Here is a 16,656-nt window from a genome sequence, read left to right as displayed (position 1 = left end):
AGTCGGCGACCTTGCATGTCCCGCGGACGTCCCCGACCCCGACGGGGACCGCACGCGAGGAGAACCGATGCCGTCACGGTGGACGGGGAGGGCGCTGCTCGTCGCGGCGACGGCGGCCCTGGTGGCCGGCCTCGTCGCGCCGGCGGCGGCCGCGGTGCCGACGAGCGAGACCTGGGCCGCCGAGCTCGCGGTGAGCGGGGGCGACGACACCAACGTGGTCGCCGACGGTGCCGCGGTGCGGCTCGCCGACCTCACCCCGCGTGGCACCAGCCAGGGCCCGGCGCCGGCGGAGGGTGAGCTGCTCCTCGCGCCGCGGCGCCCGGCGGCGGTCACCGATCGGGTGGCCGTGGACGTCACCGCCGACGTCCCGCCCGCGGCGGAGGTGATCGTCGCGGTCCGTGGCACCCGGGACGACGGCACCTGGGGCCAGTGGACCGAGGCCCGCTCGGGCGAGCCGGCGCGCCTGTCCGAGCCGACGGTCGAGCTCCAGGTCCGCGTCACCCTCGTCGCCGCGCCCGACGGTCGGGGCCCGGCCTTGCAGCGGCTGTGGCTGACCGCCGACCGCGGGCCCGCGCTGCTGGTCGCACCCCGGCCGGCCGAGCCCTTCACCGCGCGCGTGTTCGCCACGCGCATCGGGCTGGTCGGCAACGACACCGCGAACGGCCACGAGGTCGAACGGGACGACCGCTTCGTCGCCCTGCCCTCCCGCCGTGCCCTGGCGCCCCGCGGCAGCGGCGACTACACGGTGCGCGTCTGCTCCCGTCCCGACCGCTGCACGTGGGCGCCGGTCTGGGACCTCGGACCGTGGAACACCCGCGACGACCACTGGAACGAGCAGCGCCAGACGTTCGGCGACCTGCCCCGCGGCCGTCCCCAGGCCGAGGCCGCGTTCGCCGACGGCTACCGCGAGGGCCGCGACGGCTCCGGGCGCCGGGTCCGCAACCCCGCGGGCATCGACCTCGCCGACGGCACCTTCCGCGACGACCTCGGGCTCGACGACAACGCGTGGGTCACCGTCACCTACCTCTGGACCGGCACGGGCCCCTCCGGTAGCGCGCTCGACCGCGACGCGCGGCTCGACGTCCGTGCCGCCCCCGCGGCCGACGCCCCCGTGGTCGGCGTCGTCGCACCGCGGGCGCGGATGACCTACGAGTGCACGACGGACACCGGGGCCGGACGCACCGGCGTCGGCACCCGGTGGATCCGTCTCGGACCCGCCCAGTTCGTCCAGGCCGACCAGGTGGAGGTGCGCGATGTCCCGTCCTGCTGACCCCCGGCGACGCCCGGCGGCCGCGCTCGCCCTCGCGGCGGGCGGTGTCGGGCTCACCCTCGCCCTCGCGGTGCCCGCCGCGGCCGCGGTGACGACCGGTCCGACCGAGAGCTGGGCGCCCGAGATCGCCCTCGCCGGCGGCGACGACCGCGGCGTGGAGCTCGTCGACGGCACCGTGCGCCCCACCGGGACGGAGACCGGCGAGCTCGTCCTCGCCCCGCGCCGCACCCTCGGGTCGGTCGACGCGGTGTCGGGCGAGGCGGCCGCGGACGTGCCGGACGGCGCGTCGGTGGTCGTCGAGGTCCGCGGGCTGCGCGCCGACGGGCGGTGGGGGCCGTGGGTGACCGTGCCCCGCTCGGACCCCGCGACCCTGGACGCGCCCACCCGGGAACTGTCGGTGCGGGTGCTGCTCCGGCGTGGTGTCGACGGAGCGACGCCGGTGCTGCGGGGCCTGTGGCTCACCAGCACCGGCACCGCTCCCCCGGCCCGGACGACGACCGAGACCACGACGGTGACCACCACCGTGCCCGTGACCCTCGTGCCCACGACGACCACCACGCCGGCCACCACCACGCCACCGCCGAGCACGACCACCACCGAACCGCCGGCCACCACCACCACGCCGCCGCCCGACACGACCACCACCGAACCGCCGGCCACCACCACGCCACCGCCGACCACCACCACGCCACCGCCGAGCACGACCACCACCGCGCCGCCGCCCGACACGACCACGCCACCCGACACGACCAGACCGGGTGGGTCCGCACCGACGACCACGGCCATGACCACGACGACCTCCGAGACGAAGACGGTGGTCGCCCCGCCGAGCGGGACGTCGTCGACGGACCCCGACCACACGGGTGGAGGCACCACCGACCCGACCACCGAGCCGGAGCCGAGCGAGCCGGGCCCGACGACCACGACCACCACGCCGGTCCCGCCGCCCGGGCTCGTCCCGGACCTCCCGCCGGACCCGCCGTACGTCCCGTCGCCCACTGCGGCGACGCCGGAGACCCCGGACTCGTGGTGGGGCGCCGACCTGCTGGCGTGGCTCGCTCGCGCCTTCTGACCCACGGGATGGTCCGGCTTCGGTGACGAAGTCCGCGCCTGGCGCGGACTTCGTCACCAGGTCGAGCACATGATCACCGGATGCGATCCGCCGGACCACGACCGTGGTACGGGTGACGAACGCCCGCGGATCCGCGGTGACCCGTCACCGAGGTCGCGATCTCCCGGCGCCCTGCTCGCCCGACGGTCCCGGCGACACCGTCAGCGCGGGACCCCGACCTCCACGGCCGTGATCAGGCCGTCGGGGTCCCGCACCCCCAGCACGCTCACACGGGTGCCGCGCACGAGACCCGCCGCCCCGCCGGCGCGGGGCTGCTCGTCGAGCACGCGCGTGTCCGGCGCGGCGCGCACCACCACGAGCCGGCCCCCCGGGGTGCGCACGGCGAGTACGCCGTCGTCGGCGCTCTCGATCGTCCCCACGAGGGGCGTCCCCTCGCCCGCGGGCGGCGGGCAGCCGCGACAGCCGACCGCGAGGTAGCGGTCCGCGACCACCCCGCCCGCGACCCCCAGGACGAACACCGTGACCAGGCCCAGTGCGATCACCCACCGACGCGGCCGCGGCCGCTCGGGTGGCTCGCGGCGAGGGGGCGGGGGCGCCCACCGGTCGGTGTCGTCGTCCTCCGGGTAGGTCATGGCCGGTCCTGCCCGGGCGGCCTCCGCGGCACGACGACCCGGTCGCCGACGCGCAGGCCGTCGCGGACCTCGACCGACACCGCGTCGGCGAGCCCGGTCGTCACGGTCACGGCGCGGTCGGGCCCGCGCCCGTCGGGCGGGCGGACGAGGACGACGCCGCGGTCCGGGCCGGTCGAGCGCACGGCCTCGATCGGCACGACCGGCACCGCGATGGCCCGGGTGACGAGGATCCGCACCTGGGCGGCCTGGCCCACGCGCAGGGTGGAGGGCGGGGACGCCGTGGCGACGGTCACGCCGTACGCCCCGTCGGGCCCGGGGGCCGGCTCGACACCGACCACCTCGCCCAGGACGGCCGGGCCGACCCCGTCGACCGCCGCCCCGGCAGGCTGCCCGGCCTCGACCCGGGCGACGTCGCGCGGGGCGACCGCCGCACGCACGACGAGCGTGCCGAGGTCGGCGAGGCGCACGAAGGGCCGGCGGCTCGGGGCGTCGTCGGGGGTGGGCGCGCCGGCGAGGACCCGGTCGCCGACCTGGCCGGCGACCTCGGTCACGGTGCCGTCGCGCGGGGCGCGCAGGACGGTGGCCTCGAGCACCCGGTCGGCCTCGGCGATGTCGGCGCGGTTTCGGGACGCGGCGGCCTCGGCCCGCGCGACCGCCACCACGTCGACGGGGACGCGGAGCCGGGCGAGGTCGAGCTCCCGGAGGTCGGCGTCCAGCGCGTCCTGCGCGGCGAGGAGCCGGGCACGGGTCGGACCGTCGTCGAGCGTGGCGAGCACCTCGCCGGCGCGCACGACCCGGCCCGGCGCGACCTGGACACTCGTGACGGTCCCGCTCACCGCGAACGACACGTCGGACTCCGCGGCACTGCGCACATCGCCGGGCGCGCGGACCTCCGCGACCACGTCCGCCCGCACCACCGGCACGACCCTGGACGCCTGCGGCAGGAGCTGGGGGTGACGCAGCAGGACCACCGTGCCCGCGACGCCCGCGAGGAGCACGACCACGAGCAGCATCGGCAGCAGCCAGCCCAGGCGGCGCCGACCGGTGGACATGGACGCGGACGGTAGTGGCCGGGCGGGAACCCCCCGGGGAACCGATGACCTCGGCGTGTCACCCGTCCGGGCGTGCCCGCGACCGGGCGCTCCGCGGTGATCGTCGGCGGCCCCTCCGATCGGGCCGTTCCGGCGGATGCTGGCCCGCACCTGCGAGCGTCCACGATCATGCCTGCCGCACCTGCGGTGCGCGCCCCGGACCTGTGGAGATGCAGCTCACCGCCCGTGCCCGACGCGGTTAGGGTGGATCGTGATGAGCGTTCTCGACCTCGGTGTGCCGGCCGTCCCCGGGGCCGCCACCCCCACCACGGACACCACCGGGCGGCCCGACGACGCGCGTCTCGTCGACTCGTGGGGCCGGGTCGCCACCGACCTGCGGGTCTCGCTGACCGACCGCTGCAACCTGCGCTGCACCTACTGCATGCCCGCCGAGGGCCTGGAGTGGATGCCGACCGAGCAGGCGCTGACCGACGACGAGGTCGTGCGCCTCGTGCGCGTCGCCGTCGAGCGCCTGGGCGTGCAGGAGATCCGCTTCACGGGTGGGGAGCCGCTGCTGCGCAAGGGCCTCGAGGACATCGTCGGGGCCACCGCGGCGCTCGACCCGCGGCCCGAGATGTCGGTGACCACGAACGGGCTCGGGCTGACGCGTCGCGCCGCCGGTCTCGCGGCCGCCGGCCTGGACCGCGTCAACGTCTCGCTGGACACGCTGCGCCGCGAGCGCTTCGCGGAGATCACGCGGCGCGACCGGCTCGACGACGTCCTCGCCGGCCTGCGTGCCGCCCGCGAGCACGGGCTCGACCCCATCAAGGTCAACACGGTGCTCATGCCCGGCCTCAACGACGACGAGGCCCCCGACCTGCTGGCCTGGGCCCTGGACGAGGGCTACGAGCTGCGCATCATCGAGCAGATGCCCCTCGACGCCGGGCACTCCTGGCAGCGCGACCGCATGATCACCGCAGAGCAGGTGCTGGCCTCGCTGCGCACCCGCTTCACGCTCACCGAGGACCCGGCCGAGCGGGGCGGCGCCCCGGCGGAGCGCTTCCTGGTCGACGGGTGGACCGGGCCGGACGGCTCGCCAGCCAAGGTCGGGGTCATCGCGTCGGTCACGCGGCCGTTCTGCGGCACCTGCGACCGGACTCGGCTCACCGCCGACGGGCAGGTGCGCACCTGCCTGTTCTCGCAGACCGAGAACGACCTGCGGGGCATCCTGCGCGGGGGCGGCACCGACGAGGAGATCGCCGCCGCCTGGCGTGTGGCCATGTGGGGCAAGAAGCCCGGCCACGGCATCGACGACCCCGGCTTCCTGCAGCCCGACCGACCCATGAGCGCGATCGGAGGATGATGACGGCGCCCACCGCTCCCACCACCACCCCGTCGGCGCGCACCGTCACCGTGACGGTGCGCTACTTCGCCGGTGCCAAGGCCGCCGCCGGCACCCGCAGCGAGACGGTCGCACTGCCCGCGGGCACGACGGTCGACGACCTCCTCGCCGCCCTCGCCGCCGACCACGGCGAGGCCCTGGCGCGCGTGCTCGCCGCCGCGAGCTTCCTGCTCGACGAGGTCGCGGTGCACGACCGCTCGCTGGTCCTCGCCGAGGGCGCGGTCGTGGACGTCCTGCCGCCCTTCGCCGGCGGCTGAGCGCCACGGTCGGGCACCGACCGGTGTTCTCGAGGACATGAGCGTCGTCCACGACACCACGATCGGACCGCTGCACCTCGACGCGACGGCCCGGGGCCTGACCCTGCTCGGGTTCTGGCCCGGCGAGGCCGGGGACGGGCACGGCCCCGAGGTGGTCCGCGTCCTCGACCTCGCCCGCCGCGAGCTCGACGCCTACTTCGCCGGGACGCTGCGCGCGTTCACGGTGCCCGTCGACCTCGACACCCACCCGGCGTGGGACCGCCGCGTGCTCGAGGGGCTGGCGTCGGTCGGCTACGGCGAGACGGTCAGCTACGGAGAGCTCGCCGCGTCGGTCGGGCTCGGACCCGGCGAGGCCCGGCGCGTGGGTGGGGCGATGGCCCGCAACCCGGTGGCCATCGTCGTGCCGTGCCACCGCGTTCTCGGTGCCGACGGCAGCCTCACCGGTTACGCGGGCGGGCTGGAGCGCAAGCGCACGCTGCTCGACCTGGAGCGGCGCGACAGCATGCTGTTCTGACTCCGCCGCCTCGTGATCAACGGGGACTTCGGACGCGTAGAGGTGGCGAACAGCGCGTTCGCTGCGTCATCGTCAGCGGCGGCGACGCAGGCCGGCCAGCTCCTCGAGCACCTCGGCGACGTCGTCGACGTCCTCGACCTCGTAGGGCGCGGGCTCCCCGACCCCGACGACGACGTCGTCGGCACCCGCCTGCCCGTCCGCGGTCACGCCGACGACCACCGCGGCCGTCGCCCCGAGCTCGGCGCGCAGCGCGGGCAGCCCGTCGGGCGCCACGACCCGCGCGCCGCCCTTGGAGCCGGACAGGAACATCAGCTCGGCGACCTCGTCGCTCGGGCGCTCCGACACCACCGCGACGGTGGTGTCGGGCAGCGCCATGAGGACGTTGAGCGCCTCGGACGACACCTGCTCGGCGCGGGCCTGCGCGGGATCGCCATCGTCCGGGGCGAGCGCCCCGTCGAAGGCGCAGGCCACGAGCAGGGCCGGTGTCTCCGCCACCCGGTCGAGCGCGCTCCAGAGCTCGTCGTCCGCGTCCACCGCCACCTCCATGTCCGCGTGATCGCGGTCTCGATCACCCTGGCATGGTGTTCACGGCGTGGTCCAGGGCCGCCCAGAGGTACTGCGTCGCGTAGGCGCGGTAGGGGCGCCAGGCCTCGGCGCGGGCGAGCAGGTCGCGGTCGCGCGGCGGCAGCCCGAGGCGTTCGGCGGCCGCGCGGACGCCGAGGTCGGTGGGCAGGAACGCGTCGGGCTCGCCGAGGGCGCGCATGGCGACCGAGTCGACCGTCCACGGCCCGATCCCCGGCAGCGCCGCGAGCCCGGCGCGGGCGGCGGGCACGTCCGCCGGGTCCAGGACGACCTCGCCCTCGGCGAGCGCCCGGACGAGGGTGAGCAGGGTCCGCTTGCGTGTGCGCGGCATGCCCAGCTCGTCGGGGTCGACGGCCGTGAGGGCGGCCGGCGGGGGGAAGAGGTGGGTGAGCGTGCTCCCGGGTCCGGCCAGCCCGTCCGGCAGCGGTGTGCCGTACCCGCGGACGAGCCGCGCGGCGTGGGTACGGGCCGCGGCGGTGGAGACCTGCTGGCCGAGGACGGCGCGCACGGCGAACTCGTCCGCGTCGGGCGAGCCGGGCACCCGCCGTCCCGGCGCGTCGTCGACCAGCGCCGCGAGCGCGGGGTCGGCGCGCAGGGTGGCGTCGACGGGGTTCGGGTCGGCGTCGAGGTCGAGGATCCGGCGGGCCAGCGCGCTCGCCCGCTCGGCGTCGGACGGGTCGGTGAGGGTGAGGGTGGCGGTGACGTGCTCCGCGTCCGGCGCGAGGGCCACCACGCCCGGTCCGCCGGGCAGGGCGAGGCTGCGGCGGTAGGCGCCGTCGTGCCACTCCTCGACGCCGGGGACGGCCGTGGCGACGAGGTGCCCGTAGAGGTTGTCCGGGCACAGCGGCGCGGTGAAGGGCAGCGCCCGGGCCTCGGTGTGCACGCCCGCATGGTGTCCGATCGCTCCAAGCCGCGGGGACGCGGTCGTCCCTACCGTGACCGCCATGCCACCCCGTCTCACCGTCGTCGAGCTCGTCGTCTCCGACATGGCCGCCTCCCTCGCCTTCTACCGCCGGCTCGGCCTCGACGCGCCACCCGGCGCCGACCAGCAGCCCCACGTCGAGATCGACCTCGGCGGCGGCATGCGCCTGGCCCTCGACACCGAGGACACCGTCCGGTCCTTCGACCCGCACTGGACGCCGCCGCAGGGCGGGCCCCGCAACGCGCTCGCGTTCGCGTGCGACTCGCCCGCCGAGGTCGACGACGTCTACGCCTCGCTGGTGAACGCGGGGTACCAGGGCGAGCTCGGGCCGTGGGACGCCGCCTGGGGCATGCGCTACGCCGTGGTCCACGACCCGGACGGGTCGCAGGTCGACCTGTTCGCGCCGCTACCCCAGTAGCGCGGTCGGCGTGGTGCCGGCCAGGGCACGCACCTCGCGGGCGAGGTGCGGCTGGTCGGCGAAGCCCTCGCTCGCGGCGACCTCGGCCCACGGCGTGCCGGCCCGCGCCCGCGCCAGCGCGCGCTGCAGGCGCAGGACCCGTCCGAGGTGCTGGGGGCCGTAGCCGAAGACGGGCAGGCAGCGGCGGTGCAGCGTGCGGGTGGTGGTGCCGAGCGCGTCGGCCAGCCCGGCGACATCGGCGCCCCGCGCGAGGGCGGCGAACACGCGGGCGCCGAAGCGGTCGGCGGGATCGGGCGGCGTGGCCGTCGCGACGCCCGCGAGGACGCGCGCGGGGTCGTCGGCGACCCGCTCGGTGAGCTCGCGGGCCGCGGCGCCGGACCACACCGCGTCCAGGGCCACGCTGGTGTCCCGCAGCTCGTCGGCCCGCACCGCGAGGTGCGCCGGGCCCCGGCCGTGCGAGAAGCGCAGCCCCACGTGCGGAAGGCCGCCGGGATGCCGGCGCGCCGCCGCGTCCGGCCCGGCGACGACGAGGCCGGCGCCGTTCCAGATCAGGTCGAGGCACCCGTCGGGCAGGATCGTGCCCGGCGCCCCGTCGTTCGCCCACAGCACGACCCCGGGCGCCACCCGCCGCTCGCGGTGCCCCGCCACGCGCCCATGGTGCCGCGCGCCCCCTGCGGGAGCGAGGGTCACCCTCGCTGCGTCACACGCAGCCGGGGCGTCCCTCGCTGCAGCGGCGTCGGGTCGCGGCCGACGAGCGAGGGTCACCCTCGCTGCGTCACACGCAGCCGGGGCGTCCCTCGCTGCATCACCACGGGCGCGGCGTCACCCCCGGGCGCGACATCACCCCGGGCGCGACATCACCCCGGCGCGGCGTCAGCGGACGAGGTCGCGGTAGGCGCGCCAGTGCCCCGCGGCCGTCTCGACGGAGTGGGCGGCGAGCACCGCGTGGACGATGGCGCGGGTGACGCAGTCCGCGCCGGCGGTGAGGATCTCCTGGACGCCGGCGAGGTCCGGAGCCGGGCGGCCGGTCGCGGCAGGTGCCGTGGACAACCCGAAGAGCGTGTCGCCGTCGGTCATCCCGTGCACGGGGCGCACGGCGCGGGCGATGCCGTCGTGACCGACCGCGGCGAGCTTGGCGCACTGGGCCACCGACAGGGCGGCGTCGGTGGCGACGACGCCGATCGTGGTGTTGAGCGTGGGCGGCGCGGCGGCCGCGTGCAGGTCCGCCAGCAGCGCGGTGCGGTCGTCGGGCAGGGCCGGGTGCTCGGCGTCGTCGGGGTGGCGGTGGCGCCTGCCCCACAGCTCGCCGGTCGCCGGGTCCACCGCCGAGCCGGCCGCATTCGCCACGACCAACGCGGCCACCACCGTCCCGTCCGCCAGCACCGTCGACGCCGACCCGACGCCGCCCTTGAGGCCCCCGATGAGCGTGCCCGTGCCGGCGCCGACGACACCCTCGGCCGGCGGGGCGTCGGTGCAGGCCGCGAGCGCCTCGGCCCCGAGCTCGGCGCCGGGGCGCGCGGTGAAGCGGCCGCCGCGGCCGAGGTCGAACACCACGGCGGCGGGCACGACCGGGACCACCTCGTGGGGCTCGCGTCCGACCGGGAACCCGCGACCCATCGCGCCGAGTGCGTCGGCCACCCCGGACGCGGCCGCGAGCCCGTAGGCGCTGCCGCCGGTGAGCACGACGGCGTGGACGCGCTCGACGAGCGTGCGCGGGTCGAGGGCGTCGGTCTCGCGCGTGCCGGGCCCGCCGCCACGCACGTCCGCCCCGGCCACCGCGCCCTCGGGGCCGGGCAGCACTACCGTCGTCCCCGACAGCGCGCCCTCCCCCGCGAGCTGTGCGTGCCCGACCTGCAGGCCCGCGACGTCGACGAGGCTGTTGGTGGGGCCGGGGTGCACGGGCGACAGCCTGTCACGCACCGTCGACGACGGTCCGCAGCGCGCGGGCGGCGGCACCCGGGTCGGGCGCCGCGGCGATCGCGGAGCTGACGCACAGCCCCGGCACGCCGGTCGCGAGCACCTCCCCGGCGTTGTCCGGGTCGATGCCCCCGATCGCCACCGCGGGGACCCCGCGTGCCCGCGCCGCGTTCCACAGCCGACGCAGCCCGTCGACGCCGGTGGCGGGCGCGGCGTCGGGCTTGGTGGCCGTCGCGAACACCGGTCCGATGCCGAGCAGGTCGACGGCGCCGGACGGAACGTCCAGGTCGTCCGGCCCGGTGACCGACCAGCCGATCGAGAGCTCCGGTCCCGCGACGCGCCGCGCCTCCGCGGGCGGCACGTCGTGCCGGCCCAGGTGCACGCCGTCGGCGCCGGCGGCGAGGGCCACGTCGAGGCGGTCGTCGACGACCACGGCGACCCCGCTGCCGCGCAACGCCGCCAGCACCGCGCACGTCCCGTCGTACAGCTCCCGCCCGGTGGCGGCGGGCGCGCGGACCTGCACCGCGGTGACCCCGCCCGCCACCGCGTCGCACGCCACGGCCAGGGGGTCGCCGGGCCCGTGGACCGGGTCGACGATGAGGTAGAGGCGGGGGTCGACGGGCGTCACGCCGGGTCCACCAGCGCGTCGGCCCCGCCGGCGTCGTCGGCGCCGTCGAGGGCCGCGAGCGCGTCGAGCCAGGCCGGGACGAACGACCCCGGTCCGCCCGCCGTGCGCCCGGCCGCCGCGCCGCAGACACCGACCGCGGCGTGGGCGGCCACGGCGGCGGTCAGCGGGTCCCACTCCCGAGCGCTGTCCGTCGTCCGCGCGGCGGCCAGGAAGGCGGCGGTGAGGGCGCCCAGCGCGCACCCCATGGCGGTGACGCGACCCATCAGCGGGTGGCCGCCGCCGACGTGGTGCACGGTCCGGCCGTCGGTGAGGCGGTCCACCACGCCGCTCACCGCGACCACCGTGCCGTGCCGGCGGGCGAGCTCGTCCGCGGCGTCGGCGGCGTCGTCGACCGTCGCAGTCGCGTCGACCCCGCGCCCACCGCCGACCTCGCCGGCCAGCGCGAGGATCTCCGAGGCGTTGCCCCGGACCACCGTCGGTCCGTGGGCGAGGAGCTCCCCGGCGACGTGCGTGCGCAGCGACAGGGCGCCGACCGCGACCGGGTCGAGCAGCCACGGCGTCCCGGCGTCGTGCGCGGCCCGCGCTGCGGCGTGCATGCCCTCCGCGCGGGCCCGCGACATCGTGCCGGTGTTGACCACCAGCGCCCCGGCGACCGCGGCGAGCTCGGCGGCCTCCTCGGGGTCCTCCACCATCGCCGGGGAGGCCCCGAGGGCGAGCAGCGCGTTGGCGGAGAACGTGGTGGCCACGAGGTTGGTGACGCAGTGCACGAGCGGGGTCCGCTCGCGGACGGTGTCGAGCAGGGCGCCGGTGCGGGACGGGGCGGTCATGTCCCCCGGCCTACCCGTTCGGGCCTCCGGCCGCTGTGAGTGCTTGTCCGTGCCCTGGCACGGACAAGCACTCACGAGCGCGGAGCGCCAAGGACTACGACGACGAGCGGCCCCGGGCCACCAGGATGATCGCGACGATCGCGGCGAGGACGGCGGCGCCGATGCCGACGGGCGCGAGCCGCTTGACGATGGCGTCGCGCGAGCTGTCGAGCAGGTCGATCGCCTCGACCTGCTGACGACGCTGCTGGCTCGGCTGGGCCGCGGCCTCGCCGGCCGCGCTCGCCGCGGTGCCGACCGACGCGCCGGGCTTGGCGCCCGTGTCGCCCTTGGCCGCCTCGGCCACGGTGGTCGGCATCGCCGCCGCGGTCGGCGCGCCGGAACCCGAGGCCACGGGGGCGGGCGCCGGCGGCGCGGTGACGGGTGCGGCGTCCCCGCCCGCGGCGACCGCCTCGGGGGCCGGGCCGGTGCCGTTGCCGCCGGTCGCGCCGGTGTCGGTGCCGGTGACGGTGGGCGCGGCGGCCCCGCCCGCGGCGCTGCTGCCGAACTCGTCGGCGAGGCAGGACGCGAACTGCCCGAGGATCTTGTCGCCGACGTCGGACATGACACCGCGGCCGAACTGCGCGGGCTTGCCGGTCACCTGCATCTCGGTGAGGACGTTGACCTTGGTCTTGCCGCCGTCGTCGGTCATCGTCAGCGTCGCCTTGGCCGACGCGGTGCCGTTGCCCCGCGAGTCACGGCCCTGGGCGTCGACGACCACCTTGTGGTTGTCCTTGTCCCGCTCGATGAAGGTGCCCTTGCCCTTGTAGGTCATCGAGATCGGTCCCAGCTTGACCTTCACGGTGCCCGTGAAGTCGTCGCCCTCGTGGGAGTCGAGGGTGGCGCCCGGGAAGCACGGCGTCACCTTCTCCGGGTCGTTCAGGGCGTCGAACACGGTGTCGATGTGCACCGGGACGGTGAACTCGTTCTCCAGCTTCACGCGGTACCTCCGGGAGGGTGCGGATCACGACGGCGGCCCGCCCCCGCGGGGTGCGGGGGCGGGCCGGAGCATCGTGACGATCGTGTCGTCGGACGACGGTCGACGCTCTAGACGTCAGCCCGCGGCGGCGAGGACGGCCCGACCGGTGAGCACCCGGGCGAGGTGCTCACGGTAGTCGGAACCGGCGTCGGCGTCCGCGGTCGGGCTGGTGCCCTCGGCGGCGGCCTGGGCGGCCTTGCGCACATTCTCCTCGGTGGCGCTCTGCCCGACCAGGGCCGACTCCACCGACCGGGCGCGCACCGGGGTGCCCGCCATGTTGGTCAGCCCGATGCGGGCCTCGGAGATCGTGCCCCCGTCGACCTTCACCGTGGCGGCGACCGCGACGATCGACCAGGCCTGCGCGACCCGGTTGAACTTCTCGTACCGCGCGCCCCATCCCGTGTACTTCGGGAAGCGGATCTCGGTGAGGAGCTCACCCTCGCCGATGGCGGTGGTGAAGTAGTCCTCGAAGAAGTCCGCCGCCGCGACCGTGCGGGTGCCGTTGGGTCCGGCGATGACGAACTCCGCGTCGAGCGCCAGCGCCGGCGCGGCGAGGTCACCGGCCGGGTCCGCGTGCGCCAGCGCCCCGCCGAGGGTGCCCTTGTGGCGCACCTGCGGGTCGGCCACCGTCCTCGTCGCCTCCTGGATGAGGGCGACGTGCTGGCGCAGCGTGTCGTCGCGGGTGACGTCGTAGTGCGTCGTCATCGACCCGACGACGACCTTGTCGCCCTCCTCGCGGACGCCCTTGAGCTCCGGGATGCCGTTGAGGTCGATGATCAGCGAGGGGTCCGCCATCCGCAGCCGCAGCACCGGCAGCAGGCTCTGCCCGCCCGCGAGGAGCTTGGCGTCGTCCCCGCCGTCGCGCAGCGCAGCCAGCGCCTCGTCGACCGTGGTGGGCCGGACGTAGTCGAACTGGGCCGGGATCACAGGTGTCCTCCCTGGGTGTCGCCCTTCGAGATGTCGCTGGCGGTGGAGCCGAGACCGGCGCCCGGCGAGGCGACGTTCGCCTCGTCGCCGCGACCGGCGTGGCCCGACGCGTTCTGGATGGCGCTCCAGACGCGGTACGGCGTCGTGGGCATGTCGATGTCCTTGACACCGAGGTGGCGGATCGCGTCGAGCACCGAGTTCACGACCGCGGGGGTCGAGGCGATCGTCCCGGCCTCGCCGACGCCCTTGACCCCGAGCGGGTTGGTGGTCGACGCGGTGGTGGTGTTCGCGGTGTCGAAGCTGATCAGGTCCGCGGCGGTCGGCAGCGTGTAGTCGACCAGCGTGCCCGAGAGCAGCGTGCCCTGGTCGTCGTACGCGGCCTCCTCGAAGAGGGCCTGGGCGATGCCCTGCGCCAGGCCGCCGTGCACCTGGCCCTCGACGATCAGCGGATTGACCACGTTCCCGACGTCGTCCACGCAGACGTACTTGTACAGCTGCACGAAGCCGGTCTCGGTGTCGACCTCGACGGCACACAGGTGCGTGCCGTGCGGGAACGAGAAGTTCTCCGGGTCGAACGTCGCGTGGGCGTCGATGTCGGGCTCGATGCCCTCGGGGTAGTCATGGGCGGCGAACACCGCGAGGGCGATGTCACCGATGCCCACACCCTTGTCGGTGCCCTTGACGGTGAACTTGCCGCCCGTGAACTCGAGGTCGCCCTCGGAGGCCTCGAGCATGTGCGCGGCGATCGGCTTCGCCTTCTCGATGACCTTCTCGGCCGCCTTGACCACGGCGATGCCGCCGACCGCGAGCGAGCGCGAGCCGTAGGTGTCGAGGCCGCGGTAGGACGACTGGGTGTCACCGTGGAGGATCTCGACGTCGTCGAACGGGATGCCGAGCTGGTCGGCGACGATCTGCGAGAACGCCGTCTCGTGGCCCTGCCCGTGCGGGCTGACGCCGACGACGACCTCGGCCTTGCCGGTGGGCAGCATCCGGATGGACGCGGTCTCCCAGCCGCCGGCGCCGTAATCCAGCGAGCCGAGTACGCGGGACGGGGCGAGGCCGCACATCTCGGTGAAGGTCGAGATCCCGATGCCGAGCTGCTTGACGTCACCCCGCCGACGGCGCTCCTGCTGCTCCCGGCGCAGGCCGTCGTAGTCGAACATCTGCAGGGCCTGGTCGGTGGCCGCCTCGTAGTTGCCCGTGTCGTAGGTCAGCGTGCTGACCGTGGTGTACGGGAACTCGTCGTGCTTGATCCAGTTCTTCCGGCGGAACTCCATCGGCTCCATGCCGAGCTCGAGGGCCACCTCGTCCATGAGGCGCTCGATGCCGAAGGTGGCCTCGGGGCGGCCCGCACCGCGGTAGGCGTCGGTGATCGTCTTCGTGGTGAAGACGTTGGTGCAGTCGAACCGGTAGGCCGGGATCTTGTAGATCGCGTTGAACATGAACGCGCCCAGGATCGGCACGCCGGGTCCGACCAGGCCGAGGTAGGCGCCCATGTCGGCCAGCAACTTGACGTCCAGGCCGGTGATCCGCCCGTCCTTGGTGACGGACATCGTCAGGTCCTGGATCTGGTCACGGCCGTGGTGGGCGGACAGCAGCGACTCCGAGCGCGTCTCGGTCCACTTCACCGGCTTGCCCACCTTCTGGGCCACCAGGAGGGTCATCACCTCCTCTGGCGTGACCTGGAGCTTGCCGCCGAAGCCACCGCCGACGTCCGGCGCGATGACGCGCAGCTTGTGCTCGGGCAGGCCGAGCACCAGCGCCAGCATCGTCTTGAGGATGTGCGGGACCTGGGTCGCCGACCACATGACGAGCTGCTCGCCGGTCGGGTCGACCACCGTGGAACGCGGCTCGATGAACACCGGCACGAGCCGCTGCTGGCGGAAGCGGCGCCGGACGATGATCTGGTCGTCGTCCGACTCGGCCTTCTGCAGGGCCTCGGCGACGCTGCCGCCCGAGCCGGCCTCGCCCGAGTCGAACACCCACTGGGCGTTCGCGTTCGTGCCGATCTCGGGGTGGACGAGGGTGGCGCCGTCCTTCAGCGCCTCCTCCATGTCCAGGACCGGCTCGAGCTCCTCGTAGTCGACCTCGACCTGCTCGGCGGCGTCCTTGGCGATCGCCGCGCTGCGGGCGACGACCACCGCGACGCCCTCGCCGGCGAAGTTGACGCGGCTGCCGGCCAGCGCCGGGCGCTGCGGGGCCTTCATGTCCTTGGTGATCGGCCAGGCGCAGGGCAGCTGCACCTGGTCCGCACCGATGTCCGCGGCGGTGTAGACCGCGACGACGCCGGGGACCTGCTTGGCCGCCGAGGTGTCGACGCCCTTGATGGTCGCGTGCGCGAACGGGCTGCGGACGACCGACAGGTGCAGGAGGCCGGTGAGGGCCTGGTTGTCGGTCCACCGGGTGCGGCCGGTGATCAGGCGCCGGTCCTCCTTGCGGCGGCGGTCGCGACCGACCTCCGGCGCGGCTGCGGACGGGTTCTCGGTGGTCGTCATCAGGCGCCTCCCCCGGCGACGGTCTGCTTGGCGCCGGACTCGGCGGCCGGGGCGCTGCCCGGCTTCATCTTCGAGGCCGCGTCCTGGACCGCCCGGACGATGTTCTGGTAACCGGTGCAGCGGCAGAGGTTGCCCTCGATGCCCTCACGGATCTCCTGCTCGGAGGGGTCGGGGTTCTCCCCGAGCAGGTCGATCGACTGCATGATCATGCCGGGCGTGCAGTAGCCGCACTGCAGGGCGTGGTTGTCGTGGAAGGCCTGCTGCATGGGGTGCAGCTGGCCGTCACGCTCGAGGCCCTCGATGGTGAGCACCTCGCTGCCGTTGGCCTGGACGGCCAGCACCGAGCAGGACTTCACGCTCAGACCGTCGAGGTGGACGGTGCACGCTCCGCAGTTGCTCGTGTCGCAGCCGATCACCGTGCCCGTCTTGCCGAGTCGTTCGCGCAGGTACTGGACGAGCAGCATGCGGGGCTCGACGTCGTCCTCGTAGACGAGTCCGTCGACGGTGGTCCGGATGCGTGCCATGGACCTCACTCCTCACTCGGCCGGACGACGTGGCACCGGAGCCCGGACGTCGAGGCCGAGGACGTGGTGGTGGTGTTCGAACACCGCACCCGCCGACGACGAGGAATGGACCACGACGCAGGCGGGCACAGGTTGCCGACCATCTCCGGCGTGGCGGCGGACACATCACACCGCCCACGTCCGAGCGGCGCAACATCCACTCGGGCGGCGGGTCGGGGTGTCG

General features: G+C 75.6%; 18 protein-coding genes. 6 read left to right on the top strand and 12 right to left on the bottom strand.

Annotated elements, in window-relative coordinates; translation table 11 throughout:
* Window positions 1–67: 67 nt before the first annotated feature.
* Window positions 68–1,270 (top strand): hypothetical protein, encoded by a 1,203-nt coding sequence (locus tag C8D89_RS06340; RefSeq protein WP_116707219.1) that lies wholly within the window; start codon window positions 68–70, stop codon window positions 1,268–1,270.
* Window positions 1,254–2,342: a hypothetical protein gene (locus tag C8D89_RS29695; protein ID WP_207787089.1), complete on the top strand. Its 1,089-nt coding sequence runs from the start codon at window positions 1,254–1,256 to the stop codon at window positions 2,340–2,342. Before C8D89_RS06340 ends, C8D89_RS29695 begins: the two co-directional genes overlap by 17 nt.
* A gap of 200 nt (window positions 2,343–2,542) precedes the next feature.
* On the opposite strand, the gene C8D89_RS06330 is transcribed toward C8D89_RS29695, so the two are convergent.
* Both C8D89_RS06330 and C8D89_RS06325 read right to left on the bottom strand, forming a co-directional pair.
* Window positions 2,543–2,974, bottom strand: coding sequence for a DUF5666 domain-containing protein (locus C8D89_RS06330; protein WP_116707218.1), 432 nt, complete (start codon window positions 2,972–2,974; stop codon window positions 2,543–2,545).
* Window positions 2,971–4,026: an efflux RND transporter periplasmic adaptor subunit gene (locus C8D89_RS06325; RefSeq protein WP_116707217.1), complete on the bottom strand. Its 1,056-nt coding sequence runs from the start codon at window positions 4,024–4,026 to the stop codon at window positions 2,971–2,973. Before C8D89_RS06325 ends, C8D89_RS06330 begins: the two co-directional genes overlap by 4 nt.
* Window positions 4,027–4,279: 253 nt before the next feature.
* On the opposite strand from C8D89_RS06325, the gene moaA reads away from it, so the two are divergent.
* Genes moaA through C8D89_RS06310 form a run of 3 tightly spaced genes read left to right on the top strand, consistent with a single transcriptional unit; the run spans window position 4,280 to window position 6,178 of the window.
* Window positions 4,280–5,368 (top strand): GTP 3',8-cyclase MoaA, encoded by a 1,089-nt coding sequence (gene moaA / locus C8D89_RS06320; protein WP_116707216.1) that lies wholly within the window; start codon window positions 4,280–4,282, stop codon window positions 5,366–5,368.
* The gene (locus tag C8D89_RS06315) at window positions 5,368–5,664 is read left to right on the top strand and encodes a MoaD/ThiS family protein (RefSeq protein WP_116707215.1); all 297 of its coding nucleotides are present in this window, start codon (window positions 5,368–5,370) and stop codon (window positions 5,662–5,664) included. The genes moaA and C8D89_RS06315 overlap by 1 nt, the downstream gene beginning before the upstream one ends.
* A 37-nt stretch (window positions 5,665–5,701) precedes the next feature.
* Entirely contained in the window at window positions 5,702–6,178 is a 477-nt protein-coding gene (locus C8D89_RS06310; RefSeq protein ID WP_116707214.1) for a methylated-DNA--[protein]-cysteine S-methyltransferase, read from the top strand.
* Window positions 6,179–6,250: 72 nt separating this feature from the next.
* On the opposite strand, the gene C8D89_RS29070 is transcribed toward C8D89_RS06310, so the two are convergent.
* Together C8D89_RS29070 and C8D89_RS06300 are read right to left on the bottom strand one after the other, a co-directional pair.
* Window positions 6,251–6,712 carry an HAD family hydrolase gene (locus C8D89_RS29070; RefSeq protein ID WP_165825572.1) on the bottom strand — a complete coding sequence of 154 codons (462 nt, stop codon included), beginning with the start codon at window positions 6,710–6,712 and terminating at the stop codon, window positions 6,251–6,253.
* A 34-nt stretch (window positions 6,713–6,746) separates the two neighbouring features.
* On the bottom strand, window positions 6,747–7,643 hold the full coding sequence (locus C8D89_RS06300; RefSeq protein WP_243417891.1) for a DNA-3-methyladenine glycosylase family protein: 897 nt from the start codon (window positions 7,641–7,643) through the stop codon (window positions 6,747–6,749).
* 61 nt (window positions 7,644–7,704) lie between these two features.
* On the opposite strand from C8D89_RS06300, the gene C8D89_RS06295 reads away from it, so the two are divergent.
* On the top strand, window positions 7,705–8,100 hold the full coding sequence (locus C8D89_RS06295) for a VOC family protein (protein WP_116707384.1): 396 nt from the start codon (window positions 7,705–7,707) through the stop codon (window positions 8,098–8,100).
* Here the strand turns inward: C8D89_RS06295 and C8D89_RS06290 are convergent.
* The 8 genes from C8D89_RS06290 to C8D89_RS06255 all read right to left on the bottom strand — a co-directional run bounded on the left by C8D89_RS06290 (window position 8,089) and on the right by C8D89_RS06255 (window position 16,433).
* The gene (locus C8D89_RS06290; protein ID WP_116707212.1) at window positions 8,089–8,748 is read right to left on the bottom strand and encodes a helix-turn-helix domain-containing protein; all 660 of its coding nucleotides are present in this window, start codon (window positions 8,746–8,748) and stop codon (window positions 8,089–8,091) included. The two genes, C8D89_RS06295 and C8D89_RS06290, sit on opposite strands and share 12 nt — an antisense overlap.
* Window positions 8,749–8,973: 225 nt before the next feature.
* Window positions 8,974–10,020, bottom strand: coding sequence for a P1 family peptidase (locus C8D89_RS06285; RefSeq protein WP_243417890.1), 1,047 nt, complete (start codon window positions 10,018–10,020; stop codon window positions 8,974–8,976).
* Window positions 10,013–10,645: a thiamine phosphate synthase gene (gene thiE, locus C8D89_RS06280; protein ID WP_116707211.1), complete on the bottom strand. Its 633-nt coding sequence runs from the start codon at window positions 10,643–10,645 to the stop codon at window positions 10,013–10,015. Before thiE ends, C8D89_RS06285 begins: the two co-directional genes overlap by 8 nt.
* A complete protein-coding gene (thiM, locus tag C8D89_RS06275) occupies window positions 10,642–11,472 on the bottom strand; it encodes a hydroxyethylthiazole kinase (RefSeq protein WP_116707210.1) in 831 nt (276 codons plus the stop codon). The genes thiE and thiM overlap by 4 nt, the downstream gene beginning before the upstream one ends.
* A gap of 94 nt (window positions 11,473–11,566) precedes the next feature.
* Window positions 11,567–12,448 carry an SRPBCC family protein gene (locus C8D89_RS06270; RefSeq protein WP_116707209.1) on the bottom strand — a complete coding sequence of 294 codons (882 nt, stop codon included), beginning with the start codon at window positions 12,446–12,448 and terminating at the stop codon, window positions 11,567–11,569.
* A gap of 114 nt (window positions 12,449–12,562) precedes the next feature.
* Window positions 12,563–13,414, bottom strand: coding sequence for an FAD binding domain-containing protein (locus C8D89_RS06265; protein WP_116707208.1), 852 nt, complete (start codon window positions 13,412–13,414; stop codon window positions 12,563–12,565).
* Window positions 13,411–15,909, bottom strand: coding sequence for a xanthine dehydrogenase family protein molybdopterin-binding subunit (locus C8D89_RS06260; RefSeq protein WP_116707207.1), 2,499 nt, complete (start codon window positions 15,907–15,909; stop codon window positions 13,411–13,413). The genes C8D89_RS06265 and C8D89_RS06260 overlap by 4 nt, the downstream gene beginning before the upstream one ends.
* Window positions 15,909–16,433 carry a (2Fe-2S)-binding protein gene (locus tag C8D89_RS06255; RefSeq protein WP_116707206.1) on the bottom strand — a complete coding sequence of 175 codons (525 nt, stop codon included), beginning with the start codon at window positions 16,431–16,433 and terminating at the stop codon, window positions 15,909–15,911. The genes C8D89_RS06260 and C8D89_RS06255 overlap by 1 nt, the downstream gene beginning before the upstream one ends.
* Between the last annotated feature and the right edge of the window lie 223 nt (window positions 16,434–16,656).

Origin of the sequence: Actinomycetospora cinnamomea (assembly GCF_003096675.1) — a bacterium.
GTDB lineage: Bacteria > Actinomycetota > Actinomycetes > Mycobacteriales > Pseudonocardiaceae > Actinomycetospora > Actinomycetospora cinnamomea.
This window is presented reverse-complemented; position numbering and strand designations above follow the sequence as displayed.

What these genes read in the sequence shown, in the direction of transcription:
- C8D89_RS29695 (WP_207787089.1), top strand. Translation starts at nt 1,254, where the DNA reads ATGTCCCGTCCTGCTGACCCCCGGCGACGCCCGGCGGCCGCGCTCGCC.
- thiM (WP_116707210.1), bottom strand. Translation starts at nt 11,472, where the DNA reads ATGACCGCCCCGTCCCGCACCGGCGCCCTGCTCGACACCGTCCGCGAG.
- C8D89_RS06330 (WP_116707218.1), bottom strand. Translation starts at nt 2,974, where the DNA reads ATGACCTACCCGGAGGACGACGACACCGACCGGTGGGCGCCCCCGCCC.
- C8D89_RS06260 (WP_116707207.1), bottom strand. Translation starts at nt 15,909, where the DNA reads ATGACGACCACCGAGAACCCGTCCGCAGCCGCGCCGGAGGTCGGTCGC.
- C8D89_RS06325 (WP_116707217.1), bottom strand. Translation starts at nt 4,026, where the DNA reads ATGTCCACCGGTCGGCGCCGCCTGGGCTGGCTGCTGCCGATGCTGCTC.
- C8D89_RS06255 (WP_116707206.1), bottom strand. Translation starts at nt 16,433, where the DNA reads ATGGCACGCATCCGGACCACCGTCGACGGACTCGTCTACGAGGACGAC.
- moaA (WP_116707216.1), top strand. Translation starts at nt 4,280, where the DNA reads ATGAGCGTTCTCGACCTCGGTGTGCCGGCCGTCCCCGGGGCCGCCACC.
- C8D89_RS06295 (WP_116707384.1), top strand. Translation starts at nt 7,705, where the DNA reads ATGCCACCCCGTCTCACCGTCGTCGAGCTCGTCGTCTCCGACATGGCC.
- C8D89_RS06340 (WP_116707219.1), top strand. Translation starts at nt 68, where the DNA reads ATGCCGTCACGGTGGACGGGGAGGGCGCTGCTCGTCGCGGCGACGGCG.
- C8D89_RS06315 (WP_116707215.1), top strand. Translation starts at nt 5,368, where the DNA reads ATGACGGCGCCCACCGCTCCCACCACCACCCCGTCGGCGCGCACCGTC.
- C8D89_RS06310 (WP_116707214.1), top strand. Translation starts at nt 5,702, where the DNA reads ATGAGCGTCGTCCACGACACCACGATCGGACCGCTGCACCTCGACGCG.